Genomic DNA, 16334 nt, shown 5'->3' with positions numbered 1-16334 from the left:
CCCCTACTGATCTGGTGCCTTCCTGTTGCATGATGGCGGGCATGACGGAGACCCCGCACCCCCTGTACGCCAGGCACGCCGAGACCCTCGACCGGGCGCTGACCGCCATCACGGAGCGCGGGTACTGGTCCGCCTATCCCGAGTCGCCCAGCCCCCGGGTGTACGGCGAGACCGCCGCCGCCGACGGTAAGGCCGCCTTCGAGGCGTACCTGGGCGGCGACTTCCCGCTCGACCAGGCGGGCGACGGCACCACCGTGGCCACCGAGGCCAGCCCGTTCGGCGTGGCGCTGGACGTCCGCTACCCGCACGCCGGGGCGGACGAGCTGGTGGCCGCCGCCACCGCCGCGCTGCCGGCCTGGCGCGACGCCGGCCCGAAGGCCCGCGCGGGCATCTGCCTGGAGATCCTCGACCGGCTGCACAAGAACGTGTTCGAGCTGGCCAACGCCGTGCAGTTCACCAGCGGGCAGGCGTTCGTGATGGCGTTCCAGGCCGGCGGCGCGCACGCGCTGGACCGGGCGCTGGAGGCGGTCGCCTACGCGTACGCCGAGATGAGCCGCCACCCGGGGACGGCCGGCTGGGAGAAGGCCGCCGGCAAGGGCGACCCGCTGCGGATGACCAAGACGTTCCACGTGGTGCCGCGCGGGGTGGCGTTGGTCATCGGCTGCAACACGTTCCCGACCTGGAACTCGTACCCCGGGTTCTTCGCATCGCTGGTCACCGGCAACCCGGTGGTCGTGAAGCCGCACCCGCGCGCCGTGCTGCCGCTGGCGATCACCGTGAAGTACGCCCGCCAGGTGCTCGCCGAGGCCGGCTTCGACCCGAACCTGGTGCAGCTCGCCCCCGAGGCGGACGGCGAGAAGCTCGCCTCGACGCTGGCCCTGCACCCGGCCGTGAAGATCGTCGACTTCACCGGCTCCACCGAGTACGGCGACTGGCTGGAGGCGAACGCCCGGCAGGCCGCCGTCTACACCGAGAAGGCCGGCCTGAACACGGTGGTGATCGACTCCACCGACGACTTCGCCGGGCTCTGCCGCAACCTGGGCTTCACGCTCACGCTCTACAGCGGCCAGATGTGCACCACCTCGCAGAACCTGCTCATCCCGCGCGACGGCATCGAGACCGACCAGGGGCACAAGAGCTTCGACGAGGTGGCCGCCGGGATCGCCGGCGCGGTCGCCAAGCTCACCGCCGACCCGGCCCGGGGCGTGGAGCTGACCGGCGCGATCGTCAACGACGGGGTGCTGGAGCGCCTCGACGAGGTGACCAAGGTCGGCGAACCGGTGCTGGAGTCCCGCACCGTTGAGCACCCGTCCTTCCCGGGCGCCGTGGTGCGTACGCCGACCGTCGTCAAGCTGGACGCCGGCGACACCGCGACGTACGCGCGGGAGTGGTTCGGGCCGATCTCGTTCGCCATCGCGACCGACTCGACCGAGCACAGCCTGCGCATCCTGCGCGAGACGGTGGGGGAGAAGGGCGCGCTGACCGCGGCCGTCTACTCCACCGACGAGGCCGTGCTGGACGCGGCCGAGGCGGCGGCGATCGACGCCGGCGTGCACCTGTCCTGCAACCTGACCGGTGGCGTGTTCGTCAACCAGTCGGCGGCGTTCTCCGACTTCCACGGCTCCGGCGCAAACGCGGCGGCCAACTCCGCCCTGACCGACGGCGCCTACGTGTCCAACCGCTTCCGCGTGGTCCAGTCACGCCGCCACGCATGAAAGGCGGGGCCCCTTCTTAACGCATCCGGTAGAGAAGGGGCCCCCTCTCAACGGTGATCCTGCGACCGGCCGGCTCTCGCCGCCGATACGGACAAAAGTAATATAGTTGCTTTGTCGCGTGTTGTCGGACGAGGGGCGTAGGGGTGCGTCACAACCGGATCGTCATCCTGAGCGAGGCGGGTGACCTGCACGCCCTCGCGGTGGCTGGCGCCCTCAACGCCTACCCGGACACCCGCTGCCAGATCGTCGAGACGGACCGGCTGTCCGGTTCGGACTCTTTCTCCTGGTCCCACCGCGACCGCGGCGACTGCGTCCTGCCCGGCACGGACGGCGAGATTTCCGTCCAGGACATCGACGTCATCTGGTGGCGTCGGGTGAACACGCCGCAGAAGGTCCCGCCGGAGATCGACGACCCGGCACACCTGGCGGTGATCCAGAGCAACTGTCGGGCGGCGTTGCGCGGCGTCCTGGAGGCGGAGTTCCGTGGCACGTGGGTGAGTGAGCCGCACGCCACCGACGCCGCGGACAACAAGATGGCGCAGTTGCGGGCCGCGGGCCGCGCGGGATTTCGGATACCACCCACGTTGGTGAGTCAGGATCCGGCCCGGATCCGCGACTTCTGTCAGGCGATGGATCACCGGGTGGTGGTCAAGGCGGTGCAGGGTGCACGCGGCGCGGGCGGCCTCATCACGGGCATGGTGACCGAGGAGATCCTCGCGTCGGAGGAGTCCATGCGGCTCTGCCCTGCCATCTACCAGCGGTACGTCCCCGGCAGGTTCCACGTGCGGGCGCACTGTTTCGGCGATCAGGTCCACGCCGCGCTGCTCGACTCGGAGCGCTTGGACTGGCGGATCGACCATACGACGCCCATGAAGCCCTGGGACACGCCGCCCGAGGTGCTGGCGAAACTGCGGTCGGTACTGCGGCTCCTCGGCGTACGCATGGGGATCGTCGACCTCAAGCTGGACGAGGACGGGCAGCCGGTGTGGTTGGAACTGAACCCCCAGGGCCAGTTCCTGTTCGCCGAAGCCGGAGCCGGGTTGCCGCTGACGGAGCTGCTGGCGCAGTTTCTGCGCCAGCAGGCCCCGGCGTGAGGCAGCGCCACGCGTCGATGGCTACGCGGCCAGGGTGTCACAGTCGCAGGCGTCCTCGATCGCTGTCCCGGAACCGCAGAACGAGACGGTGGGCAGCGAGCCGCTCCGCATCTCCGCCCGTAGGCCCAAGCGCTTGAACAGCATGTCCTCCCACTCACTGAGCTCCTCGTTGGGAACGACGCGGTATTGGTCCGGCGAGAACATGAACACGACCGGCATGGGCTTGGTGGCTTGCGTCTTCTGAGCCATCTCGATCACGATCCTCCGATGTCGCGTAGAAAGGACATAGATACCGTAAGAGACAATCTTCTTCGACTGGGAAAATATCGACGGTTTGGTCGTCCGCACCGCACCGCACCGCACCGCACCGCACCGTGCTCAGGCGGGGCGGCGCATCTGGAGTTCGCGCAGGACGGGCAGCCGGGGGTGCGGGACGCGTACCCCGGTGTCGGTGAAGCCCAACTTGCGGTAGGCCCGGCAGGCGCGGTCGTTGCCGACCACCACCTCCATCATCAACTCGGGCCGCCCGCAGGCCCGGGACCAGGCCGCCACCGCGTCCACCAACCCGGCCAGCAGCCCGGTGCCCCGGCGAGCCGGGGTCACGTAGACCGCGTAGACGAGCGTCAGGCCCGGCTCGTCCGGGGCGGCGATGCCACCGGCGTGACCGACCAGGCGGGCGTCCGCCTCGGCGACGAACTGGGCGACCTGGTCGCCGCGCGAGACCGTCGCCACCCGGGCCGCGAAGTCCGCGTGCGAGCGGGCGGCGGCCTCGGCCACCGTCTCCAGGAAGGCCAGCGGGCTGTCGGCCAGCATCTCCAACCGGAGCGCCCGCATCCGGGCGGCGTCCTCCGGACGGATCCGCCGGACCGTGGGCGGGACGGGCGCGCTGGTCATGCCGCATACATACCGGACCGGGTCGGAGCGGGCGCGTCCGGGTGCCGTACCGCGCCCGGAATATGCCCGATTTGTGGTCGTGCGCGGTCGTCACTCCTCGTGTAGCGTGCGATTTCGGTCACCGATTCAGCGGCCCTCGCCGATCGCCGAAACCGGTGCGCCGCCGGTGCCGGTCCGCCGGTCTCCGGGTGTTGGGACGCCGCGCAGAGTGAGGAAGTGCACCGTGGCACAGGGCACCGTGAAGTGGTTCAACTCCGAAAAGGGCTACGGCTTCATCGCCGTCGACGGCGGTCAGGACGTCTTCGTCCACTTCTCCGCGATCGAGATGGACGGCTACAAGGCTCTGGACGACGGCCAGCGGGTCGAGTTCGAGATCGCCCAGGGCCAGAAGGGTCCGCAGGCCGAGCACGTCCGCCTCATCGCCTGATCGCTGCCGGCCGTCGCCCGCGGCCGAACCACCCCGACCGGGGCTGCGATGCCGCCCCGCACCGTGGAAGATCATGAGCCGTTCCAGCCGTTGCCGCTGAGGAGGGCCCATGTCCGACCTGCCCCCGTCGGGTTCCACCGAGCCGGTGCCCCCGGCCGACCCGGCCCGGCCCACGCCGCCCGCCGGGCCGGTGCCGGAGCAGTCGGGTCCGTCCGGGTCGCAACCGCCCGCCGGGCCGGTGCCGGACCAGTCCGGACCGCAGCCGCCCGCTGCCGGTCAGCCGCCCGCCGGGCCGGTGCCGGAGCAGTCCGGGCCGTCCTGGCCGCAACTGCCCGCCGCCGGTCAGACGCCCGCCGGTCAGCCGCCCGTCGATCCGTGGGCTGACCTGACCACCGCCGATCGGCCGTACTCGGCCCCGCCTGCCGGCTGGCCCCACTCGGCCCCGCCTGCCGGCTGGCCCGCGCCGGAGCCCGCGCCGCCCGGTTGGCCCGCCACGCTGGACGTCCCGTCGGGCTGGTCCGCGCCGGGCTCCGCCCCGGGGGCGCCGAGCCTGCCTGGTACCCCGCCGCCCGGTTGGCCCGCCGCCCCGCCTTTCCCGCCGGGCGGGCCCGCGCCGGGCTCCACGCCACCTGCCGGCTGGCCCTGGCCCGCCGCCGGGCCGGCGCACCCGGGCCAGCCGATGCCGGGCGCGGCGCACCCGGGCCAGCCGATGCCGGGCGCGGCGCACCCGGGCCAGCCGATGCCGGGCGTGCCGTTCCCGGGCCAGCCGATGCCGGGCGCGGGGTATCCGGGCCAGCCGATGCCGGGTGCGGCGTTCCCGGGTCAGCCGATGCCGGGCGTGCCGTATCCGGGTCAGCCGATGCCGGGTGCGGTCTACCCCGGGCCGCCGATGCCGGGCGCCGCATATCCGGGGCACCCGGGGTCCGGGGTTTGGTACCCCGGTCTCGATCCGCAGGACCCGCTGGTCACCCCGCCGTACGCGGGCGTCGGGGGATGGTTCGCGCGGTGCGTCGGCGCGGTGCGGCGGGGGTGGCGGCAACTCCTGCCGATCGTGCTGCTCACCCAGGGCGTCCCGGCGGCGGTGATCTCCGTACTCTCGCTCTTTCTGGTTCCCACCGACGAGATGGCGACCGGCCCGGACGGCGCGCCGGTGCTGCCGGACGGCTATCTGGAGCACATGTTCGTGTTCTACGGCGCGGTCCTGTTCGCCGCGTTGGTCTTCGGTCCGCTCCAGGCGCTCGGCTGGGGTGCGGGCACCTGGGTGGTCGCCCGGCAGGCGGCCGGCGAGCCGGCCGGCCTCGGCGGGGCGCTCCGGTACGGCGTGCGGCGCGCGCTCGGCCTCTGGGGCTGGACGATCGTCGTCTCGCTGCTGATCACGGTCGGCGCCTGTCTCTGCCTGCTGCCCGGCATCTACGCCGGGTTCGCGGTCGCGTTGTTCGGGCCGGTCTACCTGTTCGAGCGGCAGGAGCCGGTCGGGCGGGCCTGGCGGATGTTCCACAACCGTTTCGGCATGGTGCTGGGTCGGGTGGCGCTGGTGGCGTGCGCGCTGGTCGCGGCTGTCGTGCTGGACGCCGTGATGGGTGCGGTGAGCGGCGCGGCGTTCGGCACCGATCCGATGTCCGGGCCGGGCACCGCGGTCGGGGCAGTGACGTTGGCCGTGGTGGGTGCCGCGCTGGCCGCGCCGGCCTATCTCGCGCAGCTCGTCGGGCTGGTCGTCGCGTACGCCGAGCAGCGGGCCCACGAAGGCCCGGTGAACGCGGCCCGGCTGGCTGCGGAACTCGGCTGAGCGGTGCGGTCGTGCTTGCACTCGGCTAGGGAGAGTGCTAAACAAGTCATTGGCACTCGCGTACGGTGAGTGCCAATGGTCGGGGCGGTAGGGCCACGGCCGCGTCGGTGCCCGCAGGGGTGCCGGAGCGGAACGGGGCCGGTCGTCGCGGGCTGTCCGGCCCGACCGAGGAGGACGTCGTCGTCGCCAGGTGGCGACGTCCCCAAGGTGCGTACACCAGACGGCCCATCCGGGCATCCCGGGTGGCCCGTGAGTGTCCAGGAGGACAACGCCGTATGGCCAAGATGATCGCGTTCGACGAAGAGGCGCGCCGCGGCCTCGAGCGGGGCATGAACCAGCTCGCCGACGCCGTGAAGGTGACGCTCGGACCCAAGGGCCGCAACGTCGTGCTCGAGAAGAAGTGGGGTGCCCCCACCATCACCAACGATGGTGTGAGCATCGCCAAGGAGATCGAGCTCGAGGACCCGTACGAGAAGATCGGCGCCGAGCTGGTCAAGGAGGTCGCGAAGAAGACCGACGACGTCGCCGGTGACGGCACGACGACGGCGACCGTCCTGGCCCAGGCCCTGGTTCGCGAGGGTCTGCGCAACGTAGCCGCCGGCGCCAACCCGATGGCCCTGAAGCGGGGCATCGAGACCGCCGTGGCCAGCGTCTCGGAGGAGCTGCTCAAGCTCGCCAAGGACGTGGAGACCAAGGAGCAGATCGCCTCCACCGCCTCCATCTCCGCCGGTGACAGCACCGTCGGTGAGATCATCGCCGAGGCGATGGACAAGGTGGGCAAGGAAGGCGTCATCACCGTCGAGGAGAGCAACACCTTCGGCCTGGAGCTTGAGCTCACCGAGGGCATGCGCTTCGACAAGGGCTACATCTCCGCCTACTTCATGACCGACCCGGAGCGTATGGAGGCCGTCTTCGACGACCCGTACATCCTGATCGTCAACAGCAAGATCTCGTCGGTGAAGGACCTGCTCCCGATCCTGGAGAAGGTCATGCAGTCGGGCAAGCCGCTGCTGATCATCGCCGAGGACCTGGAGGGCGAGGCCCTCGCCACGCTGGTGGTCAACAAGGTCCGTGGCACCTTCAAGTCGGCCGCCGTCAAGGCGCCGGGCTTCGGTGACCGCCGCAAGGCCATGCTCGGCGACATCGCCATCCTCACCGGTGGCCAGGTCATCAGCGAGGAGGTCGGCCTCAAGCTGGACGCCGTCACCCTCGACATGCTGGGCCGCGCCCGCAAGGTCGTGGTGACCAAGGACGAGACCACCGTGGTCGACGGCGCCGGTGACGCCGAGCAGATCCAGGGCCGGGTGAACCAGATCCGGGCCGAGATCGACAAGAGCGACTCCGACTACGACCGGGAGAAGCTGCAGGAGCGTCTGGCCAAGCTGGCCGGCGGTGTTGCGGTGATCAAGGTCGGCGCGGCCACCGAGGTCGAGCTGAAGGAGCGCAAGCACCGCATCGAGGACGCCGTCCGCAACGCGAAGGCCGCCGTCGAGGAGGGCATCGTCCCGGGTGGTGGCGTCGCGCTGGTGCAGGCCGGCAAGACCGCCTTCGACAAGCTGGACCTGGCCGGCGACGAGGCGACCGGCGCGCAGATCGTCAAGATCGCGCTGGACGCCCCGCTGCGGCAGATCGCCGTCAACGCCGGCCTTGAGGGTGGCGTCGTCGTCGAGCGGGTGCGCAACCTCGACCCGGGTCACGGCCTCAACGCCGCGTCCGGCGAGTACGTGGACCTGCTGGCCGCCGGCATCATCGACCCGGCCAAGGTGACGCGTTCCGCGCTGCAGAACGCCGCCTCGATCGCCGCGCTGTTCCTCACCACCGAGGCCGTCGTGGCGGACAAGCCGGAGAAGGCCCCGGCCGCCCCGGCTGGCCCGGGTGGCGGGGAGATGGACTTCTGAGTCCAGCTCCACCCAGTACGCCGACAGGGGGCGGGCCGCGTCAGCGGTCCGCCCCCTGTCGCGTGTGCGTCAGGTGGGCAGTGGGCGTTGGTTGCGTCGCTTGTGCGCCCGGTCGTACGGCGGCAGCAGCCGCCTCGGCTCGTCCACCGGTTGCCGGGGCTCCTCCACGGCCGGCTGGTCCGCCGCGTCCTGCTCGGCGTCGCCCACGTCGAGCCGTTCGGTGGGCAGCTCGCCGCTCTGGCGCCGGCCCGCTGCCGGGTCGTCGGTCCGTTCGTTCTCCGTGGTCATAACGGGCCTCCTCTGCCCCTCGAACGGTAGGGGCCGGTCGACAGACGTGGAGGGGGAACGGCGTTATGCCCCGTTGATGGCTTTCCGGTAGAGGAAGAAGACGCGCTCGATCCGGGCCCCGACCGCGTTCGAGTAGAACGGCACCGGGCCGACCCAGCCGATCTGCGCCTCGGTGATCCCGGCCGCCGCCTGGTCGCGGAGGCAGCGGCGCAGCAGCACCCCACCGATCCCGGAACCCTCGGCCGCCGGGGCGGTGCCCATCGGCCCGAACCAGCTCGGCCGCGCCGACCCGTACGCGGCGAACCCGAGGATCTCGCCGTCCCGCTCGGCCAGGTGGGTGCCCGCGTCCGGGCGGCCCACCGAACCGGCCAGCTCACCGTCCCAGACGCCGCCGAACGTGGCGCGGGCGAACGCTTCCAGCGCCGGCAGGTCCGTGGGTACGGCCCGGCGTACCGTCACGCCCCGCTCGGCCAGCCGCCGCTCGGTGGTCTCGGTGGGGCGCAGCGCCGCCGACCCCTCGGTCAGCGAGGCGGTCATGTTCCAGGCGGTCCGGTCCTGCCGGTACCCGAGCCGCAACGCGGCGCAGACCGCCGGCGTGTAGCGGACGTCGATGCCCGGCCACGCGTAGTGCGGCGGATTGCCGGCGAGCAGCACCTCGGACGCGCCGAGCGCGGCCAGCCGGGCCTCCGCGCCGGCCAGCAGCGCCGCGCCGATCCCCTGGCGGCGGTGCGCCGGGGCCACCGTGACCAGGTCGACGTGACCGAGCCGCGGATCGGTCACCGACCGGGACCCGACCAGCACCCCGACCAGCGTGCCGTCGCGGACCGCGCCGAGCAGCAGTACCGGCCGGTCGGCCGCCGCCCGCACCGCCAGCGTGGCCACCACGGCCGGTGCCTCGGCCGCGTCCTCCGGCAGGTCCAGCGCCCGCCGGCAGAGCGCGACGACCTCGGGCAGGCGGTCCGGACCCAGCTCGATGATCTCCACGTCCATGGTCGCCGACCCTAGGCCATTCCGGCAGGGTTGTTAACCGTTCCGCGCCGCCCGCACCGCCGCGTACGCGTCGACCAGGCCGGCGCCGACCAGGTCCCGGGTGCCGCCGCAGGTGGTACCGGCCGGGGCGGTGGCCGGCGTGGCGGTCTCGGTGAGGATCCGGCGGGTCCGAGCCAGGTCCCCGACCAGCGCCGGGTTCGCCGACCACATCAGTGCCACCACGCCGGCCACCTGCGGTGTCGCCATCGAGGTGCCGTCCAGGGTGGCGTACCCGCCGCCGGGGAACGCCGACGGCACCGCCGCGCCGGGCGCCACCAGGTCGGGCTTGGGAGCCTCCCCGGTCGGGCCCCGGCTGGAGAACTCGGTGAGCCGGCGGGCCCGGTCGACCGCGCCGACCGTGAGCACGTCCGGGTACGGCGCCGGCGGGTCGACGATCGACCCGCAGTTCGGGCCGGTGTTACCGGCGGCGGCCACCACCAGGATGCCGGCCGCGGCCAGCGCGGCGGTCGCCGGGCGCAGCGCCCCCGGATCGCAGCCCTCCAGCGGCGGGCAGCCCCACGAGTTGGTCAGCACGTCCGGCGCACGCCGCGGCCGGCCGTCGGTCAGCGGGTTCCCGCCCGGCGGGAACGGCGCCAGCATGAACTGGAGGCAGTCGAGGTAGCGGGCCGGGCTGCCGAGGTTGCGGTCCAGGTTGACGCAGCCCACCCAGCTCGCCCCGGGCGCCACCCCGATCCCGTCGCGGCCCACCGCGCTGCCGAGCGTGTGGGTGCCGTGGCCGCCCCGGTCGGCCGGCGTGCGGCGGTGCTCCCACGGGTCGTACCAGGAGTCGTCGCCGCCCCGGAACCCGGGTGCCAGCGCCGGATGCCGGCCGTCCACCCCGGAGTCGGAGCTGCCCACCACCACGCCGGCGCCGGTCACGCCCAGCTCCGACCAGACCCGGTCCGCGCCGATCAGCGACACGTTCCAGGTGGGACCGGTCGGCGCCGGGGTGTCGCCGCGGGCCGGCGGTGCCGCCGCGGGCAGCGGACGCGGGCGCTGGTCGACGAGCACCCGGGCCACCTCGGGCCGGCCGGACAACCACGCCCGGAGGGCCGGCCCGCCGTCCGTGGAGATGGCGTTGACCAGGTAGTACGGCGTCGGGTTCAGGCGCAGCCGGGTCAGCGTGCGGCGCAGGTCGCCCTGCGTGCGGTCGGCGGTCGCCACCAGCCGCCGGTAGACCTCGGCGGCCCGCGCGTCCCGCCCCGCCCGGCCCGGCGCGCCGGCCGGCAGGCCGCTCAGGTCCGCCTGCTCGCGCAGCACCACCAGCAGCCGCTCGCCGTACAGGCCCGGCTGGCCGGGGACCACGTACACCACCGCCACGGCGGCCAGCAGGGCCCCGGCGGCCAGCCCGGCCACCCCCCGCCGGGGCACGCCGGCGTGGCGACGGGCGAGCAGCACGGCGTACCCGACGGCGAGCAGCACCGCGACCGCGAACGCCGCGCCGGTGCCCACCGCGACCCAGAACGGCACGTCGCGACTGCTGGCCAGCAGCAGCGTGATCTCCTCCGGGTCGGTGAGGGCCAGCGGCCCGGCCAGCGCCAGGCCGACCAGCCAGCGCGCCGGCGCGGCCCCGGCGGGGCGGCCGGCGTGTCGCGCCGCGGCCTCCAGCGCGGCCAGCACGAAGCCGAGCGGCGGCAGCAGCAGCAGGCCCGGCAACTGCGCGCCGGACTGCCCCGCGCCGGCCGCCAGCATCGTCAGCGTGACGCCCGCGACCAGGCCGCCGAGCAGCACCAGCCGGACCGGTCGGGGCGTCGGCCCGGCGGCGAACGCGGCCCAGAACCCGGGGCCGAGCAGCACGCCGGCCACCATCCCGAACGCGGCGGCGGCCAGGCCGGCGAGCAGCGTCTCCAGCGCGCCGCCCAGCGCGCCCACCCACACCCAGGGCAGCAGCACCGCCAGCCCGGCGGCCACCGCCAGCAACGTCACCGCGCCGGGACGCCCGCCCCCGCGACCCGCCGGGGTGGGCGGGCGGCGGCGGGCGAGCCGGGCGGCGGCGAGCGCGAGCAGCGCGGCGGTCGCCGCCAGCGCCGCCAGGTACGCCTCGTGGTGCACCGGCGGAAGCGCCCGGAGCAGCGTCGTCGCGCCCAGCGTGAACGCGCCGCCGGCCCACGCCCGCCCGGCCGCCCGCAGCGCCGGGGAGCGCGGCAGCAGCGCCAACGCCAGCACCGGGGCGCCGACCAGCAGCACGGTGGCCACCGCGACCACCGGCCAGACGGCCACCGCGCGGTCCAGCCCGGTGACCAGCACGACCTGGTCGACCAGCCAGCCGGTGACCTGGCCGGGCACGGTCACCAGCACCGCCCAGACGCCGGCCGCGACCGCCGCGACGACCGGCCACGGCCCGGTCTCGCGCGGCGGCGGCGGGGGTACGGGCGCAGCGGGCGGGCCGGTCAGCATGGTCATCACGGTACGGCCGGGACGTGTCGCCGTGGCGTGCGGACGGCTACCGTGGACGGGTGCGCGACCCCAACGTGTCCCGATCCGAGGCCGGCCAGCTCTCCGCCGAGCGCCGCGCCGCCGACCTGCGCCGGCTCCGCGCCGAGCGGTTCGACGTGCTGGTCATCGGCGGCGGGGTGACCGGGGCGGGCGCCGCGCTGGACGCCGCGTCCCGAGGGCTGAAGGTCGCCCTGGTGGAGGCGCGCGACTACGCGGCCGGCACGTCCAGCCGGTCCAGCAAGCTGATCCACGGTGGCCTGCGCTACCTGGAACAGTTGGAGTTCCACCTGGTCCACGAGGCGCTGACCGAGCGCGGGCTGCTCGCCACCCGGCTCGCCCCGCACCTGGTCCGCCCGGTGCCGATCCTGGTGCCGTTGCCGGCCGAGGGCGGCGTACGCGACCTGCCCCGGCGGGTCCTCCGCCGCTCCTACTACGGGCTCGGTGTGGCCGCGTACGACGTGTTCGCCGGACTGTTCGGCGGTGGGCGCGGCATGCCGCTGCACCGGCACCTCACCCGCGAGGGCGCCCGCCGGATCTTCCCCAGCCTGCGGCCCGACACGCTGGCCGGCGCGATCCGCTACTACGACGGCCAGGTCGACGACGCCCGCCTGGTGGTCACGCTGGCCCGCACCGCGGCCAGCCTCGGCGCGACGGTCGTCACCAGTGCCCGGGCGGTCGGGCTGATCCGCCAGGCCCGTGAGGTGACCGGCGTCCGGGTGCGTGACCTGGAGGCGCCGGCCGGTTCGCCGGACGCCGAGTTCGAGGTCCGCGCCCGCACCGTGATCGCCGCGACCGGCGTGTGGAGCGACGACATGTCGCGGATGCTCAACGACGTCGGGCTTCGTCCCGGCCTGCGGGTCCGGGCGTCGAAGGGCGTGCACCTGGTGGTGCCGCGCTCGGCGATCGTCGGCGAGACCGGGCTGATCCTGCGCACCGCCACCAGCGTGCTCTTCGTCATCCCGTGGGGCGGCCACTGGATCATCGGCACCACCGACACCGACTGGCAGCTCGACCGGTCCCACCCGGCCGCCACCGCACGCGACATCGACTACCTGTTGGAGCAGGTCAACACCGTGCTGGACCGGCCACTGACCACCGCCGACATCGAGGGTGTCTACGCCGGGCTGCGCCCGCTGCTCTCCGGCGAGGCGGACTCCACCTCCAAGCTGTCCCGGGAGCACGCCGTGGTCGAGCCGATGCTCGGCCTGCTGCTGGTGGCCGGCGGGAAGTACACGACATACCGGGTGATGGCCGCCGACGTGGTCGACCACGCGGCGCGCCGGCTCGGCCGGACCCGCCCGTCGCGCACCGCCGACCTGCCGCTGCTCGGCGCCGACGGGTACGCCGCCATGTGGCGGGACCGGGCCGACCTGGCCCGCCGGCACCAGGTGCCGGTCGGGGTGGTGGAGCACCTGCTGGAGCGCTACGGCACGCTCACCCTGGACCTGCTCGCCCTGGTCGACGCCGATCCGCTGCTCGCCTCGCCGCTGGCCGGCGCGCCGGAGTACCTCGCCGCCGAGGTCACGTACGCGGCCCGGGCCGAAGGCGCGTTGCACGTGGAGGACGTGCTCACCCGGCGTACCCGGATCTCCATCGAGACCAGCCACCGCGGCCTGGAGTCGGCGGAGCACGTCGCGGAGCTGATGGGCGCGGTGCTCGGCTGGGACGCGGCGACCCGGGCCCGGGAGGTCGCCCACTACCGGGCGCGGGTGGAGGCCGAGCGGGCGTCGCAGCTCATGCCGGACGACATCGGGGCCGACGCGGCCCGGCTCGGCGCGCCCGACGTGCGGGGCTTCGCGGCCGACCGGGGGACCGACCTCCCGGCCGCACCTCGCTAGCCGGCCCTACCCCTAACGGCCGCTCGACGGCTAGTGCGCGCTACCTACGGAAGTGTAGGTTTCCCGCGTGGTTCGCCCATCGTGGTCGCGCGTCCCCGCCCTGTCCGTCGGCGTCCTGCTGGCGACCGCCCTGACCGGCTGCGCGCTCCTCGGCGACGCCGGGAGCGCCACCACCTCAGGTCAGCAGGGCTCGGCCACCCCGACACCGACCGGGAACCTCGTCACCCTGATGCAGCGGCTGGGCGGGGACGGCCCGGTCCGCACGCTCGACGTGGAGCCGACCGGCCGGTGGCAGTGCCGGGACTGCGCCGGTGACGGCGTCGACGCGACCGGCTCGCTGAACCCGGAGCAGACGTCCCGGTTGCAGCGGATGCTCGCCGACCCGGCGCTGGCCCGGGAGACCGACCAGGCCCGGCGGTACCGGCAGCTCTGCATCGGCGTGCTGACCTCGACGCTGCTGATCCCGCCGGGGCTGACCGTCACCATCCAGGACTGCCCGGGCGAGCCCGCGCCGCCGGTGGCGTACGAGGTGCTGCTGCTGCTCACCCAGGCCACGCCCGCCGACGACAAGGGCTGAGTCAGAGCACCTTGCCGGGGTTGAGCAGCCCGGCCGGGTCCAGCGCCGCCTTGATCGCCTGGTGCACCCGGACACCCACCGGGCCGATCTCCCGCGCCAGCCAGTCCCGCTTGAGCAGCCCGACGCCGTGCTCGCCGGTGCAGGTGCCGCCCAGGTCCAGCCCGAGCCGCATGATCTCGTCGAAGGCCCGCCGGCCCCGCTCCAGGCTGGCCGGGTCGGCGCGGTCGACCACGATGTTCGGGTGCATGTTGCCGTCGCCGGCGTGCCCGACCACCCCGATCGGCACGTCACACGCGACGGCGATCCGGGCCACGCCGTCCAGCAGCTCCGCCAGCCGGCCGCGGGGCACCGCCACGTCGTCGATGACCAGGCCGCCGTTGCCGGCCGGGAACGTCTCGGCGGCGAACCGCTCCATCGCCGGGTGGGCCAGCCGCCGCGCCTGGAGCAGCGCGGCGGCCTCGGTCGCGTCGGTGGCCGCCCAGACCTCGTCGGCGCCGGCCGTCGTGCACACCTCGGCGATCCGGGCCAGGTCGTCGGCCGCCCGGCCGCCGGTGTCCACCGCGGCCAGCAGCAGCGCCTCCGCGTCGGTCCGCAGCCCCATCGGCTGGTACGCCTCGATGGCCCGCAGGTGCGTTCGGTCCAGCAGCTCCAGCAGGCTCGGGGTGAGCCCCCGCTCGGCGATGCCGGCCACCGCGCCGCCGGCCGCCGCCGTGGTGCCGAAGACCGCCACCAGGGTCAGTGCCGCCTCCGGCGGCGGGCGCAGCGCCACGGTCACCTCGGTGATCACGCCGAGGGTGCCCTCCGAGCCGACGAAGAGCCGGGTCAGGTCGTACCCGGCGACGCCCTTGGCGGTGCGCCGGCCGGTGCGCAGCACCTCGCCGGAGGCGAGCACCACCTCCAGGCCGAGCACGTACTCGCTGGTCACGCCGTACTTCACGCAGCACATGCCGCCGGCGTTGGTGGCCACGTTGCCGCCGATGGTGGACGACTCCCAGGAACCGGGGTCCGGCGGGTACCAGAGCCCGCGCGCCCGCACCGCCCCGGCCAGCGCGGCGTTGACCACGCCGGGCTGCACCACGGCGATCCGGCCCACCGGGTCGATCTCCACGATCCGGTCCATCGCCACCGTGCTCACCACCAGCGCGCCGGCCACCGCGTTCGCCGCGCCGGCCAGCCCGGTCCGGGCGCCCTGCGGCACCACCGGTACGCCGTGCCGGCCCGCCGCGCGTACCGCCGCGACCACGCCCGCGGTGTCCCGGGGGCGGACCACCACCAGCGGGGTGCCCGAGGCGCACAGGTCGGCCTCGTCCCGCTCGTGCCCGGCCAGCAGGTCCGGGTCGGTCAGCACGGCGGACTCGCCGAGCGCGTCCCGCAGTTCGTCGAGGAGGGGATGGGCAGCCATGCCGGGAAGGCTACCGGCGTACTTTGGAACGATGCTCTACCTGGACCCGCCCGCGGTGCCCTGGCGCGGCCGGCTCTGGTCGCACCTGATCAGCGACGTCTCCTTCGCGGAGCTGCACGCCTTCGCCGAGCTGCTCGGCGCCGGCCGGCGCGGCTTCGACCGGGACCACTACGACCTGCCCGCCGAGCGGTTCCGGGTGGCGGTCTGGCTGGGCGCGACGGTGGTCCCGTCCCGCGAGATCGTCCGCCTGCTGCGCGCCGGCGGCCTGCGCCGCCCGAAACACGTCTTCGCCTCGGCCGCGCCGGTCTCAGCTCAGCGTGCTCAGCTCCCGGGTCAGGTTGGCGCGGGCGGGCGCCTCCCAGCGGGCGTGCGGCTCGGGTAGCCGGAAGAGCGCCGGCAGGGCCAGCAGGTGCCGCAGCACGGCGGCCCGGCCGGCGCGGAAGTCCGGCTCGGACACGTGGGCGTACTCGCGGCGGATCGCGGCGGCGTACCTGTCGTAGTCGTCCGGCGCGGCGGCCAGCACCGCCAGGTCGGCGTCGCAGAGCAACGCGCCGTCCGGGTCGTCCGGTCCGACCGCGTGGCCGGCGGTGAGCAGCACCAGGCGGCGTACCCCGGTCACCGCCGCGGTCGGCAGCCCGGCGGCGGTGAGCAGCGCGTCGCCCAGGTCGGCGCTGGCCCGCTCGTTGGCGTCGCCGCCGGCCCGCGGGTCGTAGACCGCGTCGTGGCACCACGCCGCGAGCCGGACCAGGTCCGGGCGGCGGGCCCGATCGGCGTACGCGTCGACCACGTCGAGCACCGCCCGCAGGTGATCCTCCGTGTGGTGGTGTCGGTGCGGCTCCCGCCAGCCGGCCAGCAGCCGCGCCCCGGCCCGCGCCACGGCGTCCGGGTCGGTCGCGCCGGCCGCCCGGGCCGTCGCCCGCCACCGCGTCGTCAGCTCGTCCATCCGGTGC

At 74.5% G+C, this 16334-nt stretch carries 15 protein-coding genes; 8 read left to right on the top strand and 7 right to left on the bottom strand.

What is annotated here, in order from left to right:
* Positions 1–41: 41 nt before the first annotated feature.
* The gene (gene paaN, locus ACZ6O5_RS05885) at positions 42–1715 is read left to right on the top strand and encodes a phenylacetic acid degradation protein PaaN (RefSeq protein ID WP_465974700.1); all 1674 of its coding nucleotides are present in this window, start codon (positions 42–44) and stop codon (positions 1713–1715) included.
* Between the two features lie 143 nt (positions 1716–1858).
* On the top strand, positions 1859–2809 hold the full coding sequence (locus ACZ6O5_RS05880) for an ATP-grasp domain-containing protein (RefSeq protein WP_465974698.1): 951 nt from the start codon (positions 1859–1861) through the stop codon (positions 2807–2809).
* Positions 2810–2830: 21 nt separating this feature from the next.
* Here ACZ6O5_RS05880 and ACZ6O5_RS05875 read toward each other — a convergent pair whose 3' ends face one another.
* Together ACZ6O5_RS05875 and ACZ6O5_RS05870 are read right to left on the bottom strand one after the other, a co-directional pair.
* On the bottom strand, positions 2831–3067 hold the full coding sequence (locus tag ACZ6O5_RS05875; RefSeq protein WP_465974696.1) for a hypothetical protein: 237 nt from the start codon (positions 3065–3067) through the stop codon (positions 2831–2833).
* A 120-nt stretch (positions 3068–3187) separates the two neighbouring features.
* The gene (locus ACZ6O5_RS05870) at positions 3188–3703 is read right to left on the bottom strand and encodes a GNAT family N-acetyltransferase (RefSeq protein ID WP_465974694.1); all 516 of its coding nucleotides are present in this window, start codon (positions 3701–3703) and stop codon (positions 3188–3190) included.
* Between the two features lie 223 nt (positions 3704–3926).
* Here ACZ6O5_RS05870 and ACZ6O5_RS05865 point away from each other — a divergent pair, with 223 nt between their 5' ends.
* The 3 genes from ACZ6O5_RS05865 (at position 3927) to groL (ending at position 7814) form a co-directional block, all read left to right on the top strand.
* The gene (locus ACZ6O5_RS05865) at positions 3927–4130 is read left to right on the top strand and encodes a cold-shock protein (protein ID WP_357300033.1); all 204 of its coding nucleotides are present in this window, start codon (positions 3927–3929) and stop codon (positions 4128–4130) included.
* Positions 4131–4239: 109 nt separating this feature from the next.
* On the top strand, positions 4240–5916 hold the full coding sequence (locus ACZ6O5_RS05860) for a hypothetical protein (protein WP_465974692.1): 1677 nt from the start codon (positions 4240–4242) through the stop codon (positions 5914–5916).
* A 275-nt stretch (positions 5917–6191) separates the two neighbouring features.
* Positions 6192–7814: a chaperonin GroEL gene (gene groL / locus ACZ6O5_RS05855; RefSeq protein WP_465974690.1), complete on the top strand. Its 1623-nt coding sequence runs from the start codon at positions 6192–6194 to the stop codon at positions 7812–7814.
* A gap of 69 nt (positions 7815–7883) precedes the next feature.
* On the opposite strand, the gene ACZ6O5_RS05850 is transcribed toward groL, so the two are convergent.
* The 3 genes from ACZ6O5_RS05850 to ACZ6O5_RS05840 form a co-directional block, all read right to left on the bottom strand.
* Complete coding sequence (locus tag ACZ6O5_RS05850) at positions 7884–8102, bottom strand: hypothetical protein (protein WP_465974688.1); 219 nt, start codon at positions 8100–8102, stop codon at positions 7884–7886.
* Positions 8103–8165: 63 nt separating this feature from the next.
* Positions 8166–9092: a GNAT family N-acetyltransferase gene (locus ACZ6O5_RS05845; protein ID WP_465974686.1), complete on the bottom strand. Its 927-nt coding sequence runs from the start codon at positions 9090–9092 to the stop codon at positions 8166–8168.
* Between the two features lie 33 nt (positions 9093–9125).
* On the bottom strand, positions 9126–11534 hold the full coding sequence (locus ACZ6O5_RS05840) for a S8 family serine peptidase (RefSeq protein WP_465974684.1): 2409 nt from the start codon (positions 11532–11534) through the stop codon (positions 9126–9128).
* 68 nt (positions 11535–11602) lie between these two features.
* Here ACZ6O5_RS05840 and ACZ6O5_RS05835 point away from each other — a divergent pair, with 68 nt between their 5' ends.
* Positions 11603–13405: a glycerol-3-phosphate dehydrogenase/oxidase gene (locus ACZ6O5_RS05835; RefSeq protein WP_465975036.1), complete on the top strand. Its 1803-nt coding sequence runs from the start codon at positions 11603–11605 to the stop codon at positions 13403–13405.
* Positions 13406–13472: 67 nt separating this feature from the next.
* Complete coding sequence (locus ACZ6O5_RS05830) at positions 13473–13982, top strand: hypothetical protein (RefSeq protein WP_465974682.1); 510 nt, start codon at positions 13473–13475, stop codon at positions 13980–13982.
* Between the two features lies 1 nt (position 13983).
* Here the strand turns inward: ACZ6O5_RS05830 and ACZ6O5_RS05825 are convergent, their stop codons facing one another.
* Positions 13984–15384 carry an FAD-binding oxidoreductase gene (locus ACZ6O5_RS05825; protein ID WP_465974680.1) on the bottom strand — a complete coding sequence of 467 codons (1401 nt, stop codon included), beginning with the start codon at positions 15382–15384 and terminating at the stop codon, positions 13984–13986.
* A gap of 31 nt (positions 15385–15415) precedes the next feature.
* Here ACZ6O5_RS05825 and ACZ6O5_RS05820 point away from each other — a divergent pair, with 31 nt between their 5' ends.
* Positions 15416–15766, top strand: a complete 351-nt coding sequence (locus ACZ6O5_RS05820; RefSeq protein ID WP_465974678.1) for a DUF4031 domain-containing protein — start codon at positions 15416–15418, stop codon at positions 15764–15766.
* Here the strand turns inward: ACZ6O5_RS05820 and ACZ6O5_RS05815 are convergent.
* Positions 15692–16327 (bottom strand): HD domain-containing protein, encoded by a 636-nt coding sequence (locus tag ACZ6O5_RS05815; protein WP_465974676.1) that lies wholly within the window; start codon positions 16325–16327, stop codon positions 15692–15694. The two genes, ACZ6O5_RS05820 and ACZ6O5_RS05815, sit on opposite strands and share 75 nt — an antisense overlap.
* Positions 16328–16334: the final 7 nt, after the last annotated feature.

It is taken from the genome of Micromonospora sp. NPDC049201, assembly GCF_055586805.1.
This window is presented reverse-complemented; position numbering and strand designations above follow the sequence as displayed.